At 60.8% G+C, this 16924-nt stretch carries 9 protein-coding genes; 8 read left to right on the top strand and 1 reads right to left on the bottom strand.

The window, feature by feature from the left end:
• Positions 1-352: 352 nt before the first annotated feature.
• A complete protein-coding gene (locus tag M2336_RS17935; RefSeq protein ID WP_264593376.1) occupies positions 353-1324 on the bottom strand; it encodes a tyrosine-type recombinase/integrase in 972 nt (323 codons plus the stop codon).
• A 1195-nt stretch (positions 1325-2519) separates the two neighbouring features.
• Here M2336_RS17935 and M2336_RS17940 point away from each other — a divergent pair.
• From M2336_RS17940 to M2336_RS17975, 8 genes are all read left to right on the top strand, one after another.
• Complete coding sequence (locus tag M2336_RS17940; RefSeq protein WP_264593377.1) at positions 2520-3167, top strand: tyrosine-type recombinase/integrase; 648 nt, start codon at positions 2520-2522, stop codon at positions 3165-3167.
• A 229-nt stretch (positions 3168-3396) separates the two neighbouring features.
• Complete coding sequence (locus M2336_RS17945) at positions 3397-4773, top strand: EAL domain-containing protein (protein WP_264593378.1); 1377 nt, start codon at positions 3397-3399, stop codon at positions 4771-4773.
• A gap of 166 nt (positions 4774-4939) precedes the next feature.
• Positions 4940-5134: a hypothetical protein gene (locus tag M2336_RS17950; protein ID WP_264593379.1), complete on the top strand. Its 195-nt coding sequence runs from the start codon at positions 4940-4942 to the stop codon at positions 5132-5134.
• Positions 5135-5691: 557 nt separating this feature from the next.
• A complete protein-coding gene (locus M2336_RS17955) occupies positions 5692-7341 on the top strand; it encodes a ShlB/FhaC/HecB family hemolysin secretion/activation protein (protein ID WP_264593380.1) in 1650 nt (549 codons plus the stop codon).
• A 64-nt stretch (positions 7342-7405) separates the two neighbouring features.
• Complete coding sequence (locus M2336_RS17960) at positions 7406-13468, top strand: YDG domain-containing protein (protein WP_264593381.1); 6063 nt, start codon at positions 7406-7408, stop codon at positions 13466-13468.
• A 164-nt stretch (positions 13469-13632) separates the two neighbouring features.
• Positions 13633-14217: an invasion associated locus B family protein gene (locus tag M2336_RS17965; protein WP_264593382.1), complete on the top strand. Its 585-nt coding sequence runs from the start codon at positions 13633-13635 to the stop codon at positions 14215-14217.
• 124 nt (positions 14218-14341) lie between these two features.
• Positions 14342-16078, top strand: a complete 1737-nt coding sequence (locus M2336_RS17970; RefSeq protein ID WP_264593383.1) for a ShlB/FhaC/HecB family hemolysin secretion/activation protein — start codon at positions 14342-14344, stop codon at positions 16076-16078.
• 23 nt (positions 16079-16101) lie between these two features.
• On the top strand, positions 16102-16890 hold the full coding sequence (locus tag M2336_RS17975) for a SapC family protein (RefSeq protein ID WP_264593384.1): 789 nt from the start codon (positions 16102-16104) through the stop codon (positions 16888-16890).
• Positions 16891-16924 lie beyond the last annotated feature (34 nt).

Raw genomic sequence — 16924 nt, forward strand, 5'->3', positions numbered from 1 at the left:
GCTAAAAGCGTGGGTCAACGCCCATCTCAGTTCAAAGTCCTGAACGATCCGCGGTAACGAATCTGAGGAGGCAAATGCAGCCAGCTTCGACGCCTTTGTCGGGATTGTGCTTGGCGGGATCGGCTTTGACTGGTGGCCTAGGTCGACGAAGCAGTTGGACGACCTCGAACATGCGATCGGGGAGCGGCGAACTGCTGGTCCCCTTTGCCTGTTGACATATCGCTCGCAGCATAATCTTACCTTGGAAGAATTGCGATGCTCAAGATCACAGCAAAAACCTAAGTGCCTCGAATGGCGAGGCTTTCAGACGCCGAGAAGGCCGCCTTGCAGGAGTGAACAAATGGGAGTTTCGTTACGGCCCTTGTCGAAGTGGGAGGTTCAAGACGACATTGACCAGCGCGGGCGCTTCCAAAAAGTGTGGCACGCGGTTGCTGTGACCAGAAAGGTGCAAGGGAAGGTCGTTTTTTACAGTGCCGAAAGCGTCAGCCGCGATTAGACACTGCCGGATGACGGCGCCAGAACGTATCGCGAGATTGCTCTGTGTGACAATGCGATGCTCGTGGTTGAATGGATCCAAAGGACGCTTCATGTCGCCGATATCTACAGGCAGGTCTCCGCGTAACAATATTGTGCCGTTGTGCACGGAGAGACAATGCTTATCGAACGGCCGCGCAGCCTCAAGTGGAAGGGCATGATCAAATTTGGCTGCTGGAGCATTTAATCTGGAATCCTCGTATTCCGTTCTGTCAGGACGTCTTTTTGTCCGCCACATGCGCTGGGCGATCAGGCGTTCTTCGGGCCCCACAACGAATGTGTAGATCGAGGTCGTTTTAATATCTGCATGCCCCAGCCAACGTTGGATCAAATTGAGAGGTATGTTTGACTGGACGGCCCGCACCCCAAAACCATGCCGGAGGCCTTTCGGAGAGGCGTGACTGCCGACGATGCCAGCGGAGATCATCGTTTCGCGAATGCGACGATAACCAGTCATGCGGCACCAGGGCCAGAGGCGCTCATTCGAGGTCGTTCGTCTGCTGAACCAGCGCTTGAACAGTTTCAGGATGGGTGCTGGCAAGGGAACGGCCCTGAAGACCGCTTTACCGCGCTTTTTCAAACATTTTATGATCGCCTGTCTCGACGAAAAGTCTATATTCTGTTGCGTAAATGAAAGGGCTTCAGAAATCCGGCAGCCCGTATATGCAATAATCGAGCAAAAGGCATGAACTTCGAGAGAATTCTTATTGGACTGTTGGACAAACCGATCAATTTCATCTGCCGTGAGATATTTGCGACTTCCAAAACTGTCGAAAGCAAGCTCATGCATACGAAAAATATCTCCTGGTTCGCTAATTAATATTTCTCAATCGTCGTTATAATTTAATCGTCTGGTTGCATATAATACCGTAGAAAGCTGTATATTCGGTTCTTAAGATTATGGGGTAGTCCTTCACTTTATATCAGTGGATCTGCGATTTCAGGAAATGGATCGATCATTTCAGTGAATCTAAAAATGGCATTTCGATGCATCGCTGATAGGAGGAGAAAGCATGGACCAACAGAGCCGTCTACTGGCTTGGATGCTTAACTTTAAAGAGGGGTGCTGAATGAGAGGATGAGGGTCTTGCCACGAGCATCGCGCGAGGAAATTGTCGCGAACTAACAAAATTTGCATTTTGTCTGACCATCCGTGCATCGGAAGCTTTCGCGTCACCACATTCAAAATCTTAACAAATGTTAAAACGATAGATCAAGCACATGGATCCAAAAAAATGGTTCCTCAGTTTAATGAAGTGCTACGTTGTTGCTAGATCGCAACGGCCGGCAGCCTTCGAGAATAGCCTGCCTCTCAGCTCACTGATTTTTTGTCCAAGCAATCTGAGCACGTCACCGAGACGTGAGGGCTCTGGCCAAATCCGCGACGAGCGCCTTAATAAGTTAGTTACATAATCGCGGGTCGTCGGGATGTGGCACCCAGCTTCCACATGTTCGACGATATGGCGATTTTGTAATTTGTCTCGGCAACCATGAAAAGGTCGGACTTCTATCGCATTTGATGCTTGCAGAGTTCTCGCATTGCATTGGCCGCCTCAAGCGTCCGAAAGGACCTTTCCGCGCTCAAAGGGCTAGGGGAAGCGAGTGTAATTTTAGAAGAAATTTACTCAAAAGCTTCGATATCATGATAGGGGCACGCGGTCGCAACTGCATGGGACTATGTTGCAACTCAATGATTTGATGCAGCTCGCTACGACCGGTCGGCAGGGCATCAAGTTGAGGGCCATGCTCAAAAGGAAAAACTGCGAGGGAGCCGGGCCTCAATCCGTATCTTCGGAGTGCGCTCTTCTGCGAAATGGGACGATGTTGAATTCGATATAGGGATAGCCCATAATATGCTGAAAAATATCGAGTTTTTAAGTTACATTTTAGCCAAAAGTGTAACAGCGCCCCGACGCCACCGATTACAGCCCGATTTCAGCGATAAGCCATTGTTCTTCCTCTACATTTTAATGGAAGAAATTTGAATGCCCGCCACAGTTTTCAACCGTAACGGTGTAAGAAAATATCTGACGCCTCAAGAGATCGATCGATTTATTAGGGCGAGCGAGAGATTTCCGACCGAGATTCGAGTGTTCTGCCTCATAATGGCTTATAGCGGCTGCCGCATTTCAGAAGCTCTTTCACTTTCGGTTGAAAGTTTTGATTTTGCATCTGAAACGGTCATTATTTTTTGTCTGAAAAAGCGGGGGAAAAATATTTTCCGTGAAATTCCCCTTCCCACATCTTTACTGAAATTGTTAAGGCGATGGTTTTCACAGAGGAGCTCAAGATCAGGCCGGCTGTGGTCATGGTGTCGAATGACGGCGTATCGAAAGGTCTGTGACGTCATGGCTAGTGCGGAGGTGAGTGGAAGTTACGCGACCCCCAAGGGCCTGCGCCACGGTTTTGGGGTGCGCGCGATTCAGGCGAATGTGCCTCTGACACTGATCCAAAGGTGGCTGGGCCACGCCGATATCCGCACAACCGCTATATACACCAGCGCAATGGGGCCAGAAGAGCGGCAGCTGGCCGCAAGAATGTGGGGGGCAAAAGACAGCTCGCCGGTGCCGCTTCAATCGTCACCGAACGTTGCATTCTCAAAAAATGCCCCCGCTCCACGATCCGTCGAATAGAACCTAGGGAACGGCTTCCTAATTGCCACGATAATACCGAATGCTAATACGCTTGCCTACATTTTGTTACCGCGAGGCCATAAAAAGATCGTGTAATTTCGAGACGTTAAAGATTGAGCACAACAGAATGTTAGCCTGATAGAACAAATTGGTTCTTGAATGGAGTTACACTTTTGGCTAGACCGTCACAGAATCGCGAGCCTTCCGCTGCGCGATGTGGGACCCGGTCATGGCGCAATTGGAACAATCGCAGGAGGGTGGTGGGCAGTCTTCCATCTCAATTCTGCGGGTCGGTTCGTCGGAGGCGCAGGGCGAGCTGGCGCATTTTTTCTTCTGCATCGAGAACCTTGGCCACGTCCGGCGGGCGTTCGGTCGTCAGGTGGCAGCCGAGGTGCGTGCCTCGCTGGGCTCCGTTCTGGCGAAGCTCATCCGAAAAGACGGGGTGGTCCATGAGGCGGGGGAAGGCGCCGACAGCGCGTTGATCTGGGGCGAGGCTGCTTTCGGCCCGAGGCCTGATCTCGATTGTCCTCGATTCCTGGAGATTGTGTGCCAGCAAGTGTCGCTGGTGCCAGTGTCAACGTCTGTGGGGCCGATCCATATCTGGGTCAGCGGCAGCTGGGCTTTCGTACCTGAGGGGCTGCGGGACAATGTGCGTGTCGCGGCGCACATGCACGACTTCCGCGGCGAGCAGGCGAGCAACGGGGCGAGTTGGTCAGCGCAGTTTCGCACCGACATGGCGTTGGTCGGGCAAGGGTTGGCTGCCATTGCTGCGACCGAGGCTATGGGAGACGGTCGGGGGGGGCAGGGGCACGAGTTTCAGCTCGCCTGGCAACCGGTCCGTTCGACATCGAATCCGTCAGCAGTTCTTTACTATGAATCACTGCTGCATGTGGTAGCTGACAACGGCAGTGATGGTTCGGCAACGCCGATGGTGCTTGCTTTTGAGCGGCTCGGCTACGCGCGCTATCTGGACCAGCATATAGTCGGCCGGGTCATCGACGAATTGCTGAGCTCCAACCATGCGGTGCTCGGCGTCAATATCTCAGCGCAAAGCGCGAAATGGGACAGTGGCTGGTCTGAGCTGATGGATCGCCTCATCAGCTGCCCTGGCGCGGCTTCCCGATTGGTGGTTGAGATCACCGAAACCGCGCCGATTACCGACATCGGCGAGGCGGTGCGTTTCGCGTCTCGCCTGCGCAGCCTGGGCTGCCAGATTGCGATCGACGATTTCGGGGTCGGTCACACATCGATCCGCGAACTGTTCGCGCTGTCGCCCAACATCGTTAAGATCGACAAGCTCTTCTTGCGCCGTGCCGCGACGTCCTCCGCAGGGGCGGAAGCGTTAATGCATATAGCCGGGCTTGCGAGATCCTTCGGTACGATCGTGGTAATCGAAGGCGTCGAAACCGCGCTCGAAGTTGAGATTTCGTCCGGGGCGGGCATCGAGTGGCAGCAGGGCTATTATCTTGGGCGTCCGTGTACCGTGCGGCCATGGCTTCTGGGCAATGTGCCGGCGCCGTCGCGCGCGAGCGAATTGTGCGACGGGATGCCGCTCGTTCATCCTCAACCAACCTTCGCCGGCCAAGCGCGGGGAGCTGCAGCATGAGCACCTTGCGAGCAGTGGTCAGGCGGTGGTTGATCGCCGAGGCGCCAACGGATGTGGAGCCGGAACCCTGGCCCGAAGACGGCTCCTTCTATCGTGGCCTGCTAATCGGCTTGCCGTTAGCCATAGTGCTTTGGGTGATCATCATACGATTGGTCTGGAGCTCGCTATGAGCGACGGACGCGCTGCCTACCAATCGCCTGAGGGCCCGCAAATTTTTGTCGGAACCGACATCGCCGCTCTGCGGCTGATTGGGCAGGACGATGAAGGCTGGCCAGATAATGCAGTGCCCGGCGCTTTTATCGCGCTGTGTCTTTCGGTGCTCATTTGGATGGCGTTGCTCTACGGTATCTGGGGGGCCTGACAATGACGCCTGCCCAAGATCGTCAGGAGGGTTTGTCACCTTCCGACCCTCGCGCCCTCGGGTTGAACTCGATCGAGCGAGGAGCAGCGCGGTGCAAATGCCCGGCCCGCGCTGCAAAACTATCCGGCGACAGCGCCCTTCAGCTCGGGACCGGCACGGCATCGTCAGCCGGAACCGGGGTCCACGTAAATGGTACGCCAAGCATTATTTCGATCTTTTCGGAGGTCAGACCTGCTTCCGAATTCCCCTCGCCCAGCTCCCACCTGGGCGAGGGGAAGGCAGCGCGAGATAGGCCCCCCCTAGCTCGCGCTGCAAAGGCTCTATGCGGCCGCGTCGTCCGACGGACCGACGTTGCGCCGCTCCCGTTAACGGCCACGCAGGTCATCCTGCGGGAGGCATGTTCGCTTGATGTTGGGGCCGTTTGGAGCGTGCCCATTCTCCATGAGGTAGTTTTGTCAAATTTTCTCTTCGCTTCGCCTGAGCGGGCACCTTTCACTAAGCTGCGCAATGGCGAACGTCTCCTTCGTCTGGCCTGGGTTTTGGGCGCTGTCGGTGTGATGATGGCTGCTTATCCTGCGCTTGCGCAGCAGAGCGTGCCTTCTACGGTCGATCCCAACCGCGTCGGCGGCAATATCGAGCCAAGAACGGAACCTAATGCTGCGCCCCGGCTCATTGTTCCCGAGGGCGAGCAGCAGGCGGCGCCCGACAATGCTGCAGCCATGCGGTTCCTTTGGCGCGATGTCCGGATTGAGGGCGCGACCGCCATCCCGTCCAATGATATATTACGTGAATGGAAGCATGCGCCGGGCGCCGAAGTTTCGGTCGAGGATGTCTTCGCCTTCGCCAATGCAGTTACACGGCTCTACAGCCGCAAAGGCTACGCATTGTCCTTTGCGGTGGTCCCCGAGCAGCGGATCGAAGACGGCCATGTCGTTCTTCGCGTCATCGAAGGCTTTGTCGAGCGCGTCAATTTCGCCGGCGATCCCTTGCCGAAGGGGCTGCTGCGCAATGGGCCGATCGAGAGCATTGCCCAGCAAATCAAGGAGTCGAAGCCGCTACGGACCGCCGCTCTCGAACGCTATTTGCTGCTGATCAACGACGTGCCCGGCGTGCAGGCGCGCGCGACCCTGTCGCCGTCACAAGATGTGGTCGGCGGGTCGATCCTGACGATCAACATCACGCGCACGCGCCGCAACATGGATGTAGGCTACAACAGCTTTCTGCCGCGATCACTGGGCACGCATATCGTGGGCGGAACCGTCGATTTCAACGGTGTGCTGACGGGGGCTGACCGGGTGCGCCTTGGTGCATTCCAGAGCATCACCAGCGATGCCTTCTGGAGCCTGTCGGGCGATTATAGCTCGATGATCGGCGCGGACGGGCTGACGCTGAATGTGTCGGGTGGTTATTCCCATACGCGTCCGACCACGCCGTTGCTGCGCCTGCTCGACTATCAGGGTGACTCGACGACGGCGCGGGTGGCGCTGAACTATCCGCTCATCCGCACACGCAGCCGCAACCTAACGATAGAAGCGGGCACGGCGCTGGCGAATGCCGACTCCCAGTTGCTCGGATCGGGCGAGATGCGGGACCGGCTACGGTCGACCATGGCAAGCCTCAACTATGTCGAAACCGACGGCCATGGGGCCGTCACGCAGCTTCGACTGGGGATGGAGAAGGGCCTGAGCTGGCTTGATGCCCGGGCTAACAGCCGCGCTAATGGCCGGCTCGACTATATGCTCGTGACCATGGAGGCGCAGCGTCTCCAGCCTCTCCTGAATGTGGCGGGCGGGCAATTATCGGCGCTGTTCTCGGCACAGGGGCAACTAGCCGCGCAAGGCCCTCTCTACAGCGCGGCGGAATGCAGTTTCGGCGGCCGACGGTACGGGCGGCGCTTCGATGCCGGTGTACTGGTGGGCGATCATTGCGTGCTGAGCAGTGCCGAGTTGCGCTGGAATGTGGGCGGCATTCCCGTCGGCACCCAGATCTATGGGTTCATTGACGGCGGGCGGGTCTGGCAGGCCGGTGCGCTTCTGCCTCGTGAGCCGCGCAGTGTTTGGGCTGCATCGGCCGGAGTCGGTCTGCGGCTCAGCCTTACTGACCATATTTCCGGTGGGATCGAGGCGAGCCGGATCGTCAGGACGTCGGCGGCTCGCCCGCTCGAAGATGGTGACCGGTTGGTCGGCAATATTGGCTTCCGTTTCTGATGTCAGGCGGCCGCACAGCGGCTGCATGCAGTCGGCAACGTATTGGAAACAAGGTGGTGGAGTGATGACAAATATGGGCAAGCGCTGGTATTGCGGCACGAGCGGTATGGCGATGGCGATCGCGGCCGGCATGATGTTGCAGACCGCATCGGTCCACGCGCAGACCGCCGGTGGCTCGGTCGTCGCCGGTCAGGCGACCATCACAGGGCAGGGCACGGCGCAGACCGTCGTCACCCAGAGCAGCGACCGGGCGATCCTGGACTGGAACCGTTTCTCCCTGGGGGCAGGCGATGCGGCGATCTTCCGTCAGCCGGATGCGCAGTCCATCACCGTCAACCGCGTCACGGGCGGCGATCCGTCCACTATTCTCGGCTCGATCCAGGCCAATGGTCAGGTCGTGCTCATCAACCGCAACGGTGTGCTGTTCGGCAAGGGATCGACCGTCGACATGGCCGGCCTGATCGTCACCACGCACGATATCGATGCGGCCGGCTTCATGGCCGGCGACCGGCTGCTGCGTTTCAACAATGGGGGCAATGACCGCGCGGAGATCGTCGTCGAGGGCCGTATCTCGATCCGTGACGCGGGTATGGCGGCGTTCGTTGCGCCGCATGTGCGCAATGCCGGGTTGATCCAGGCCAATATGGGTCGTGTCTCGCTCGGCGCCGGCAAGGGCTTCGGGATCGACCTCTATGGTGACGGGCTGGTGCGCTTCAGCGCCGGTGACGCGATCAGCGCCACGTTGCGCGATGCGTCGGGCACGCCGCTCAAGGCGCTGGTGGAGAATGAGGGCACGATCGCGGCGCAGGGCGGCCGGGTCCTGCTGACTGCCGCCGCGGCGCGCGAAGTGGTCAATGCCTCGGTCAACGTCGGCGGCATCGTGCGCGCGGACTCCGCGACGTCGCAGGGCGGCGTCATCACGCTGAGCGGGCCGGGGGGCATCACCACCGAGACAGGCTCGATGATCCTCGCCACCGGAACCAGCGGCGGCGCGGTCGTCGTGAAGGGCGGATCGGTGGGTCTTGGCGGCGGAATCGACGCCTCGGCGACGGGCGCGCTCCAGACTGGCGGCACGGTCACCGTTGAGAGTGACGGGCTGCTGTCACTGGGCGGAACGACGCAGGCCGCGAGCGCACAGGGGTCGGGCGGTAGCGTCAGTTACAGCGCTGCCCGCCTGTTCGAGAACAGCGATGGGCGCACCAATGTCGTCGGCCTGATCGACGGCGGCACGATCCGCTCGGTGACCGGCGGCACTGCCATGACGTCGGGCGAATACGCCGCGGACGGCCTTTATGGCGCGGGTGGGCGGATCGACCTGACCGCGTCGGATGTGCGCCTGTTGAGCACCAGGATCACGGCAACGGGCCGGCACCAGGGCGGCTTGGTGCGCGTCGGTGGCGCGTTCCAGGGCGGCAAGGTCGCCGATGCGCGCCAGCCCTATACGCAGAGCTTCACCGGGCGCTGGGGCGCGCTTCCCAGCCTTGCCGCGGCCGGACACAGCTTCGTCAACGACGGCACCCGCATCGACGTCTCGGCGAGCCGCGGCGAAGGCGGCACTGCGGTCATCTGGTCCGATGCGCAGACCACCTTCCTGGGCGCGGTCGATGCACGGGGCGCGACGGGCGGTGGATCGGTGGAGATTTCCTCCGCGCAGGACCTGCGCCGCGCCGCGCTGGATCAGGTGACCCTGGGGAACGGGCATCTGCTGCTCGATCCCAAGAACCTCATCATTGGCGATCCGGTGGCGCAACAAGGCTGGGCGTATGCCGGAATCATCGGCAAGGGCTATAGTCCGGTTGACGTAGCCAGGCTGGAAGATGGCGATGGGTTCGGATTCAGTGTCGCGCTCAACGGATCGGCAACCCGACTGGCCGTTGGATCAGCGTTGGAAAACGGCGCGGCCAACAACACGAACTATGCCGGCGCAGTCTATTTGTTCAGCTTTGCCGATTCGGATTTCAGCGGAGGTGCATTGGAAGCCATTATCGGTAAAGGTTATACGGGGGGCAAGAATGTAGACGTCGCAAGGCTTGAGACGGGTGATACGTTCGGGCGATCGGTGGCCCTGAACAGCAATGCCACTAGTCTCGCGGTCGGCGCGCCCGGTGACGCTGGGGCTGCAAACAATGCAGCTGCGTCTGGTGCAGTTTACCTTTTCCGATTTGCAGACATGAATTTCTCGGGAGCGTCGTCGCCGAAGATCATCGGCAACGGCTATACAGGTTCGAACCTGAGCGTAGGTGGTGTCAGCCAAGGTGAATTCTTTGGGATGTCGGTGGCGCTGAACGCCAGCGGTGATCGCCTCGCGGTCGGTGCATTTCAGGATCAAGGCCCGGGCAATGTGATGGGTGCCGGTGCGGCGTACCTGTTCAGCTTCAACGATCTTGACTTCAATGGTGCGTCGCAAGTCGCAACAATCGGTAAAGGCTACTTCGGCGGAAAGAATATTGATGTCGCCCAAATCGGCCAAGGGTCGAACTTTGGCCGCTCAGTCGCTCTGAACGCAGCAGGCGACCGATTGGCTATCGGCGCCACTGACATACAATCCGTGACCACGCCGAATGAAAGAACGGGCGCGGTCTTTCTGTACTCATTTTCAGACACCGATTTCAGCGGCGGCGTGCTCGAGGCGATCATTGGCGAAGGTTTTACCGGTGGCAAGAACGTCGATGTCAGTCTGGATAACACGGATCTTTTCGGCAATGCCGTTGCGCTAAGCGCTGACGGTACGAAGCTGGCGGTGGGATCGCCCGGGGATGCTGGCGGTGACAACCAGTCTCCTTTTGCCGGTTCCGTCCGTATCTTCAACTTCTCGGACAGCAGCTTTTCCGGCGGATCGCTCGGCACAACATTCGGAAAGAACTATACTTCTGCTGGGGATGTTGCTCTCTCCAATGTGGATGGCGGGGAGTTTTTTGGCTACAGCACCGCGTTCAATTCGGCCGGCGACAGGCTGGCGGTCGGCGCGTTTGGCGACCAGGGAGCTTCGAATAACGGTTGGCGCAAGGGCGCCGCTTATCTGTTCATCGGTTCCGCGACCGCTAACGCCGGCTGGTCGACGCCAACCTACGCCAGTAGTCCGTCGGACACCGTAACGGTCAGTGCCACCGACCTTGCGGCTCAGCTCGCTGCGGGTGCATCGGTGACGTTGCAGGCGTCGAACGACATTACGGTCAATCGGGCGGTGACTGTCACGCCGGGCGTTAGCGCCGTGGGCGACCTCACGCTCCAAGCCGGAAGGTCGGTCATCTTTGATGCGAATATCATTACAGGTGGCGGCGGCCTCACCGTAATTGCCAATGATTTGCTTGCCAACGGCGTGGTCGATGCCCAGCGGGAGACGGGCAACGCCAGCATCGCGATGAATAGTGGCGTGTCGATCGATGCGGGCAGTGGCTCTGTTTCCTTTGAACTGCGCGACGGCGTTGGAAAAACGTACAATCAGAGCGGCTGGATCATTTTGAACACGGTCGCTGGCGGCAGCATCCGCGCCCACAGCGGCACGAATTCTGGCAGCATGATCATCCTGTCATCGAGCTTGACCGCAAATACAACCGGCGATGCAATTGTCCTGGTCGGGCGGAGTTTCATGAACGGTTACGGCCAGTCGCCTTTCTCGACCCCGAACGGGCGCTGGCTGATCTGGTCGGGCGATCCGTCGATGGATATCACCGACGGGCTGGATTTCGACTTTAAACAATATGGTGCGACCTACGGGCAGACGGCCGTCGCCGGGACCGGCAGCGGTCTGCTCTACAGCCGGACGGCGACGCTGGGCGCGGCCCTTGGGGCGATCTCGAAGAGCTATGACGGAACGACCTTCGCAGGCGTGAACGGGGCGACCGCGACGGGCGTGCTGGCCAATGACAATGTCGTTCTGACCCCGACCGGGGCATTCTTTTCCGATGCCAATGCCGGGTCGAACAAGACGATCACCGCCTCGGGCCTGGCGATCCTGAGCGCGACCTCCGGCGGCAAGCCGGTCTATGGCTACACGCTTGCGGCGTCTTCTGTGTCGAACTCGGCAAGCACCATCACACCGGCCGTTCTGTCGATCAGCACTCCACTGATCGCAGATAAGGTTTATGATGGCACGACCATTGCGGGCGCGCTGACCATCGGCACACTCTCGGGTCTGGTCGGATCGGAAACGCTCAACGTGGCGGGCACTGCGGCTGCGCTATCGAGCCGCAATGCCGGCAGCTATACGACGAACGTCACCTACACATCGTCGGATGGCACCAATGGCGGCCTGGCCTCCAACTATGTGCTCGCGACGACGAGCGGCGTGTCGGCGGCGATCACAACCAGGGGGCTTGCGATCACCGACCTGCTGGTGGCGACGCGGAGCTATGATGGCACCACGGACGCGGCGTTGCGCGGCGGTCAACTGGTTGGCGTGGTGTCGGGCGATGATGTGCGCATCGGTGCCGGCAGTGGCCGGTTCGCCGACAAGAATGCCGGCACGGCCAAGGCTGTGACCGCGTCGGGTTTCACGCTGTGGGGCGGCGATGCCGACAATTATACCCTGACCCAACCGACCGGCTTGACCGGCACGATCACCCCTCGGTCGGTGTCGCTCGCCGGACAGTTGGCAGCGTTGGACAAAGTCTATGACACGACGACCGATGCGGTGGTCGACACCAGCGGATTGTCGTTGATCGGTATCCTGCCGGGTGAGTTGATCGGGCTGAATTACGTCGGCGCCAAAGGCTTCTTCTCCGACAAGAATGTCGGTGCCAACAAAACGGTGACCCTGAGCACGATCGGTGCGCTAACCGGAACGCTCGCCGGCAACTACCGTCTCGATGGGCCGGCGCCAACGGCGACGGCCAGCATAACGCCGGCGACGCTGCGGATCGGCAACGTGACCGTCGGCACCAAGGCGTATGACGGCAACACGCTGGCACCTATGCTTGGCGGTAGCGTCGCCGCTCTCGGACAGGATTCCGTGGTGCTCGTCACCTCGGGTGTGGACGCGCGGTTCGCCGACAAGAATGTCGGCAGCGGCAAGACCGTTACGGTGACCGGCTACACGCTGTCGGGCACCGATGCGGGGAACTATACCCTTGTTCAGCCCGGCGGTCTGACGGGTACGATCACGCGTCGGGAAAGCGTCGCCTGGACCGGTGCCGGTGATGGCAAGAACTGGTTCGACGCTGCGAACTGGGCCGGCGGCTCAATCCCTGACCTCGCAAACGTCGCGAGTGTCTGGCTGCCGGCGAACGCGAAGGTCACGTTCAATGGCGCTGGCACTGTGTTCATCGATCGCCTGACGAGCGCCCGTGATGCAGACTTTGTGCCCGACGCCACGGACACGCTACTCGAAGTGCTGGAAGGACGTCTCGTCGTCGCGAATGAGCTGAGCGTCGACGCGCTGGTTCAGCGCGGTGGCGGGTTGAGCGGAGCAGGTTCGATCACCGTGTCGGACGGCTTCACCCAAACGGGCGGCGTGATCGCGATGACGGGCGATGTCGCAATCCGTCAGGGCGCGGGGGACATGGCGATCCTGCAACTGTCCGGCCGTGATATCACGGTCAACGGGCAGCAGGGCGTTCATGCCAGCAATCTCGTCGCGGAGCGCGATCTGGCCATCACCAGCGGCGGCGACACCGTGCTGACCGGCCCGACGGTTGCCGGACGCAACCTGACGGTCGCAGCCGGTGCCAGCGGTGTCGGTGCGGTCAGCCAGTCGGGTCCGATCCGCGCGGGCGGAGCCGCCACGTTCACGGCCGCCGGGGATATCGCGCTGACGGGTGGCGGCAACCTGTTCGACGGATCGCTTGACTGCGTGACGCGAGGGGGCGTGCTCTCGGGCTCGTGTGCTGTCGTCGAGCGGCGACGCGAAGACGATCGTCTGACGCGGTTCGCAACGAACCAGTCGGTGTCGGGCGGTAGCCCCGGCAATGTCCGCGAAGCCATGACCAAGGTGAGCCTTGGTAACGCCGCCGGGCTGCGGAATCCGGTCGTGACGCTGGCTGAAGTCGTGGGTGACATGACGCTCGGCGAGCAGCGCGACACGACCTACCTGACCGCTTTGTTCGATAGCCAGAATAACAAGCCTGCCTATCGCCATTTACGTCCGAAGATCAATCTCGGGGCCTCGGTTTACTATGTCGGACATTGACCCCGACATGGGCCGATCTCGCCAAGGTCTGAGGACATTAGACGTCCACTGATTTTGTTTGTCGATGGCTGACTATGGCGCGGCGAGCTTTTCGCAACGGCCTACTGCGCCTCCGTGTCTGCTGAACACATTCACTGTTACTTGAATACGGGAAGACCAGTCTCATGATGAAATTGTTGATTACTGCTGTGCTTGCGGCGGCTCCTGCCCAGGCCGCAGCTGCACCGACCACGGGCGCAGCGCCGACGGTCGATCGTTTTGGCGACTGGTCGGTGGTGTGCGCCGTCCGGGAAGGCTTGCCTCCGTGTGAGGTGGTCCAGGCCGTGCGTCGCAAGGACGATGACGACAAGCTCCTGCGCTTTTCGTTCGCTTATGCCGGGCGGGACGACCGTTACGGGGTCCAGTATCAGGTGCCGCTGGGCGTGCTGGTTCAGCCCGAGGCGCTGGTGCGGCTGGACGACAAGACGGACGTCCCCGGCTATCGCATCACGCGCTGCGAGGCGGACGGCTGCTATATCGACCGGGTCGTCACCCGCGCGGACCTCGAACCCTTCTACAAGGCGCAGAAAGGCCTGATCGCGGTCGCCGATCGAACCGGCCAGGCGCTGGTCCTGCCGCTGTCGCTGAATGGCTTCGCGGATGCGATGAAGGCGATGGTCAGCCGGAACGAGGAGTGGGCGCGCAAGCATCCGGCACCCGCTGCAACTGCCCCCGCGCAGCCTGCCGCGCCCAAGGGCCGCAAGCCGTGAGACCGCTGCGCGCGCAACAATGCGAGCCGGTGACCGCACCGGCTGCGGTCCACGCTTCCCGCGTCTCTGAGCCACGCGACTGCCAGGGACTCTCGCTCTTCTCTTCCGGCGATCGGCCTGTGTCATGATGAAGATGACCCTCAATATTCTGCTGGCAGGAACAGCCTTATCGTGCGCCGTGTCGGCGTCGGCTCAGACTGCGGTGGAGCGGAATCTGCCGCCGGTGCCGAAAGCCGAGGCGCAGCGCGTCGAGATGCAGAATGTGCTTCCGGCGGATGCGGACAGTGCGCCGATCGGGCCGGCGCTGCGCGCATTGGTGTTGCTGAACCAGACCGAGGCGCTGCGGGACGCGGCGGGCCTGACCGATGGCGTCGTCATTTCGGATGTTCCGTCGGTCGATAAGGGGCATGCGGCATCGGCGCTGAAGAAATTCCTCGGTCGCCCCCTGTCGCGTCAGCTGATCGCGCAGATCCAGGCTGAGATCGCGCGTCAGTCACGCGCCGAGGGTCGCCCGTTCGTGTCGCTGAGTGCACCCGAACAGGAGATCACGAGCGGCGTGTTGCAGCTCCGCGTGACGGAGTTCCGGATCGGCAGCGTCGATGTGAAGGGGCTGTCGCCCCGGGCAGCGGAAGCGGTAAAACGCCGCGTGCGCGCCGAGGTCGGCGGTCCCGTCGATAGCCGGGATCTGAGCGAAGACATCGATTGGTTGAACCGCGATCCGTTCGCGCCGGTCGGAGCGCAGTTCGCGCCGGGTGCGGAGAGCGGGAAGACCGCGCTGACGATCGTGTCCAGGCCGCCGGCGCCGGTTCGCTTCTATGCAGGTTGGTCGAATACCGGCGCTCGCTCGACCGGGCTGGATCGCTTCTTCGTCGGTACGATCTTCAAGCTGCCGGTGCTGCCGGGCGCCTATGCGTCCTATCAGCTCACCGGCAGCGATGATGCCTGGTGGCAGGGTTCGGACTTTCTGCCGAAGCAGCCGCGCTATCGCGCACAGGGCGGTCGCCTCTATATCCCGACGCTGCCGCGCCAGAATATCGAGGTGATGGTCAGCGACGCGCTGACGAACCAGGTCATCAACAAGGACTTTTCGGTTCGGCAGCGGACCACCGAAACCACGGTTGCATACCGCTCGGCCCTGTCGGCTTTCGGCCTGCCGTCCGGGTCTGGCGATCTGGTGGTCGGTCTCGAAGCCAAGCAGCAGCACCGCGTGGTGTTCTTCGGTCGGCAGGTCGCGCTCGATGCATCGGCCGACATCTGGCAGGCGTTGTTCGGCTGGTCGAAGTCGTGGCAAGGCTCGACCGGTAACCTGACCGTTGCTGCCAATCTCCATGTCAGCCCCGGTGACCCCGGCTCGCGCGCGAGCAAGCGCCTGGCCGAGTTCACCAACGGTCGCACGCGCGACAACCGCTACAGCTACGGCACGCTCGATATCTCGGGCCTGCAACGGCTGCCGCTGGGCCTGACCTATGTGGGTCAGTTGTCCATGCAATATGCGAAGAGCGCGCTGCCGCTTCCCGCGCAGCTCGGTCTGGGCGGTGACGGCCTCGTCAGGGGCTACACGCCGGACGAGGGCGCGTTCGACCGCGGCGTGGTGTTTCGCAACGAACTGCGACTGCCGGCCTTCTCGCTCCCGGAAGGGACCAAGGGAACGCTGTCCCCGTACATCTTCGTCGACGCCGGACGTGGTCATGACAACGCCACGCACAAGAGCAGGGCCCTCGCTTCGACCGGGTTCGGCGGCGACTACCGGCTCGGTGACATGCTGTCGATCGGTGTGAATTCGGCCTGGGCGCTGCGCGACGGCGAGCGAACGCAGGCCGGCGAATGGCGGGTCCAGCTCCGCACCACATTCACCCTCTGAATTTCAAAGCAAAGGTAAAGACTATGAGCACCATCGAACTGTCCGGATCGCAGTATCTCTATGCGAAACCCGAAGCCCTGCATTCCGAGAACCATAGCGAACTGAAGTTCGTCGCGAACGACCAGCTTGTCGCCAAGGTCGGTGCCGTGAACGCGGTTCCCCTGCTCGTGGGCGAGTTCGTCCAGGCGATGCACCATTTCCCGATCGTCTTCGGCGGTCCGGAAAAGACGCCGATGGCGATCCTTGGCCTGCAGGAGGGGCAGAACCTGTTCCTGAAGGACGGCCGCTTCGAGGCGGGCGTCTACGTTCCGGCCTATCTGCGCCGCTATCCGTTCACGCTGGCCGGAACCGACACCGATGACTTCGTGGTGTGCATCGACCGCGAGGCGCCCGGCTTCTCGGAAGGGGATGAGGGCGAGGCGCTCTTCAAGGACAAGGAGCTGACCGAGTTCACCAAGGGCGCGATCAACTTCCTCAACGAATATGAGGCGGAGCGCAAGCGCTCGAACGCATTCGTCAAGCAGCTGATCGACGCGGACCTGCTCGAGGTCAAGCACACGCTGGCACTGAACGGAAACGGCGAGCAGCGTGAGGTGATCGCGGAATATTATGGCGTGGCCGAGGAGCGCCTCCGCGCGCTGCCCGACGCGCAGCTTGCCGAAATGGTGCGGCAGGGTCTCGTCACCGCCGTCGATGCCCACTTGTTGTCACTCAAGCAGTGGGATGCGCTGATCGCGCGCCGCGACGGTGTTGCGAAGGGCCAGGTCGAAGATCTCGACCAGTTCAAGAAATCGTTCGAGCGCAAGAAGTAAGCCTCTCGTGCGCGACTGAACACGACTCAAATGT

The sequence above is a fragment of the Sphingobium sp. B1D7B genome, from assembly GCF_025961965.1.
Classification (GTDB): Bacteria; Pseudomonadota; Alphaproteobacteria; order Sphingomonadales; family Sphingomonadaceae; genus Sphingobium.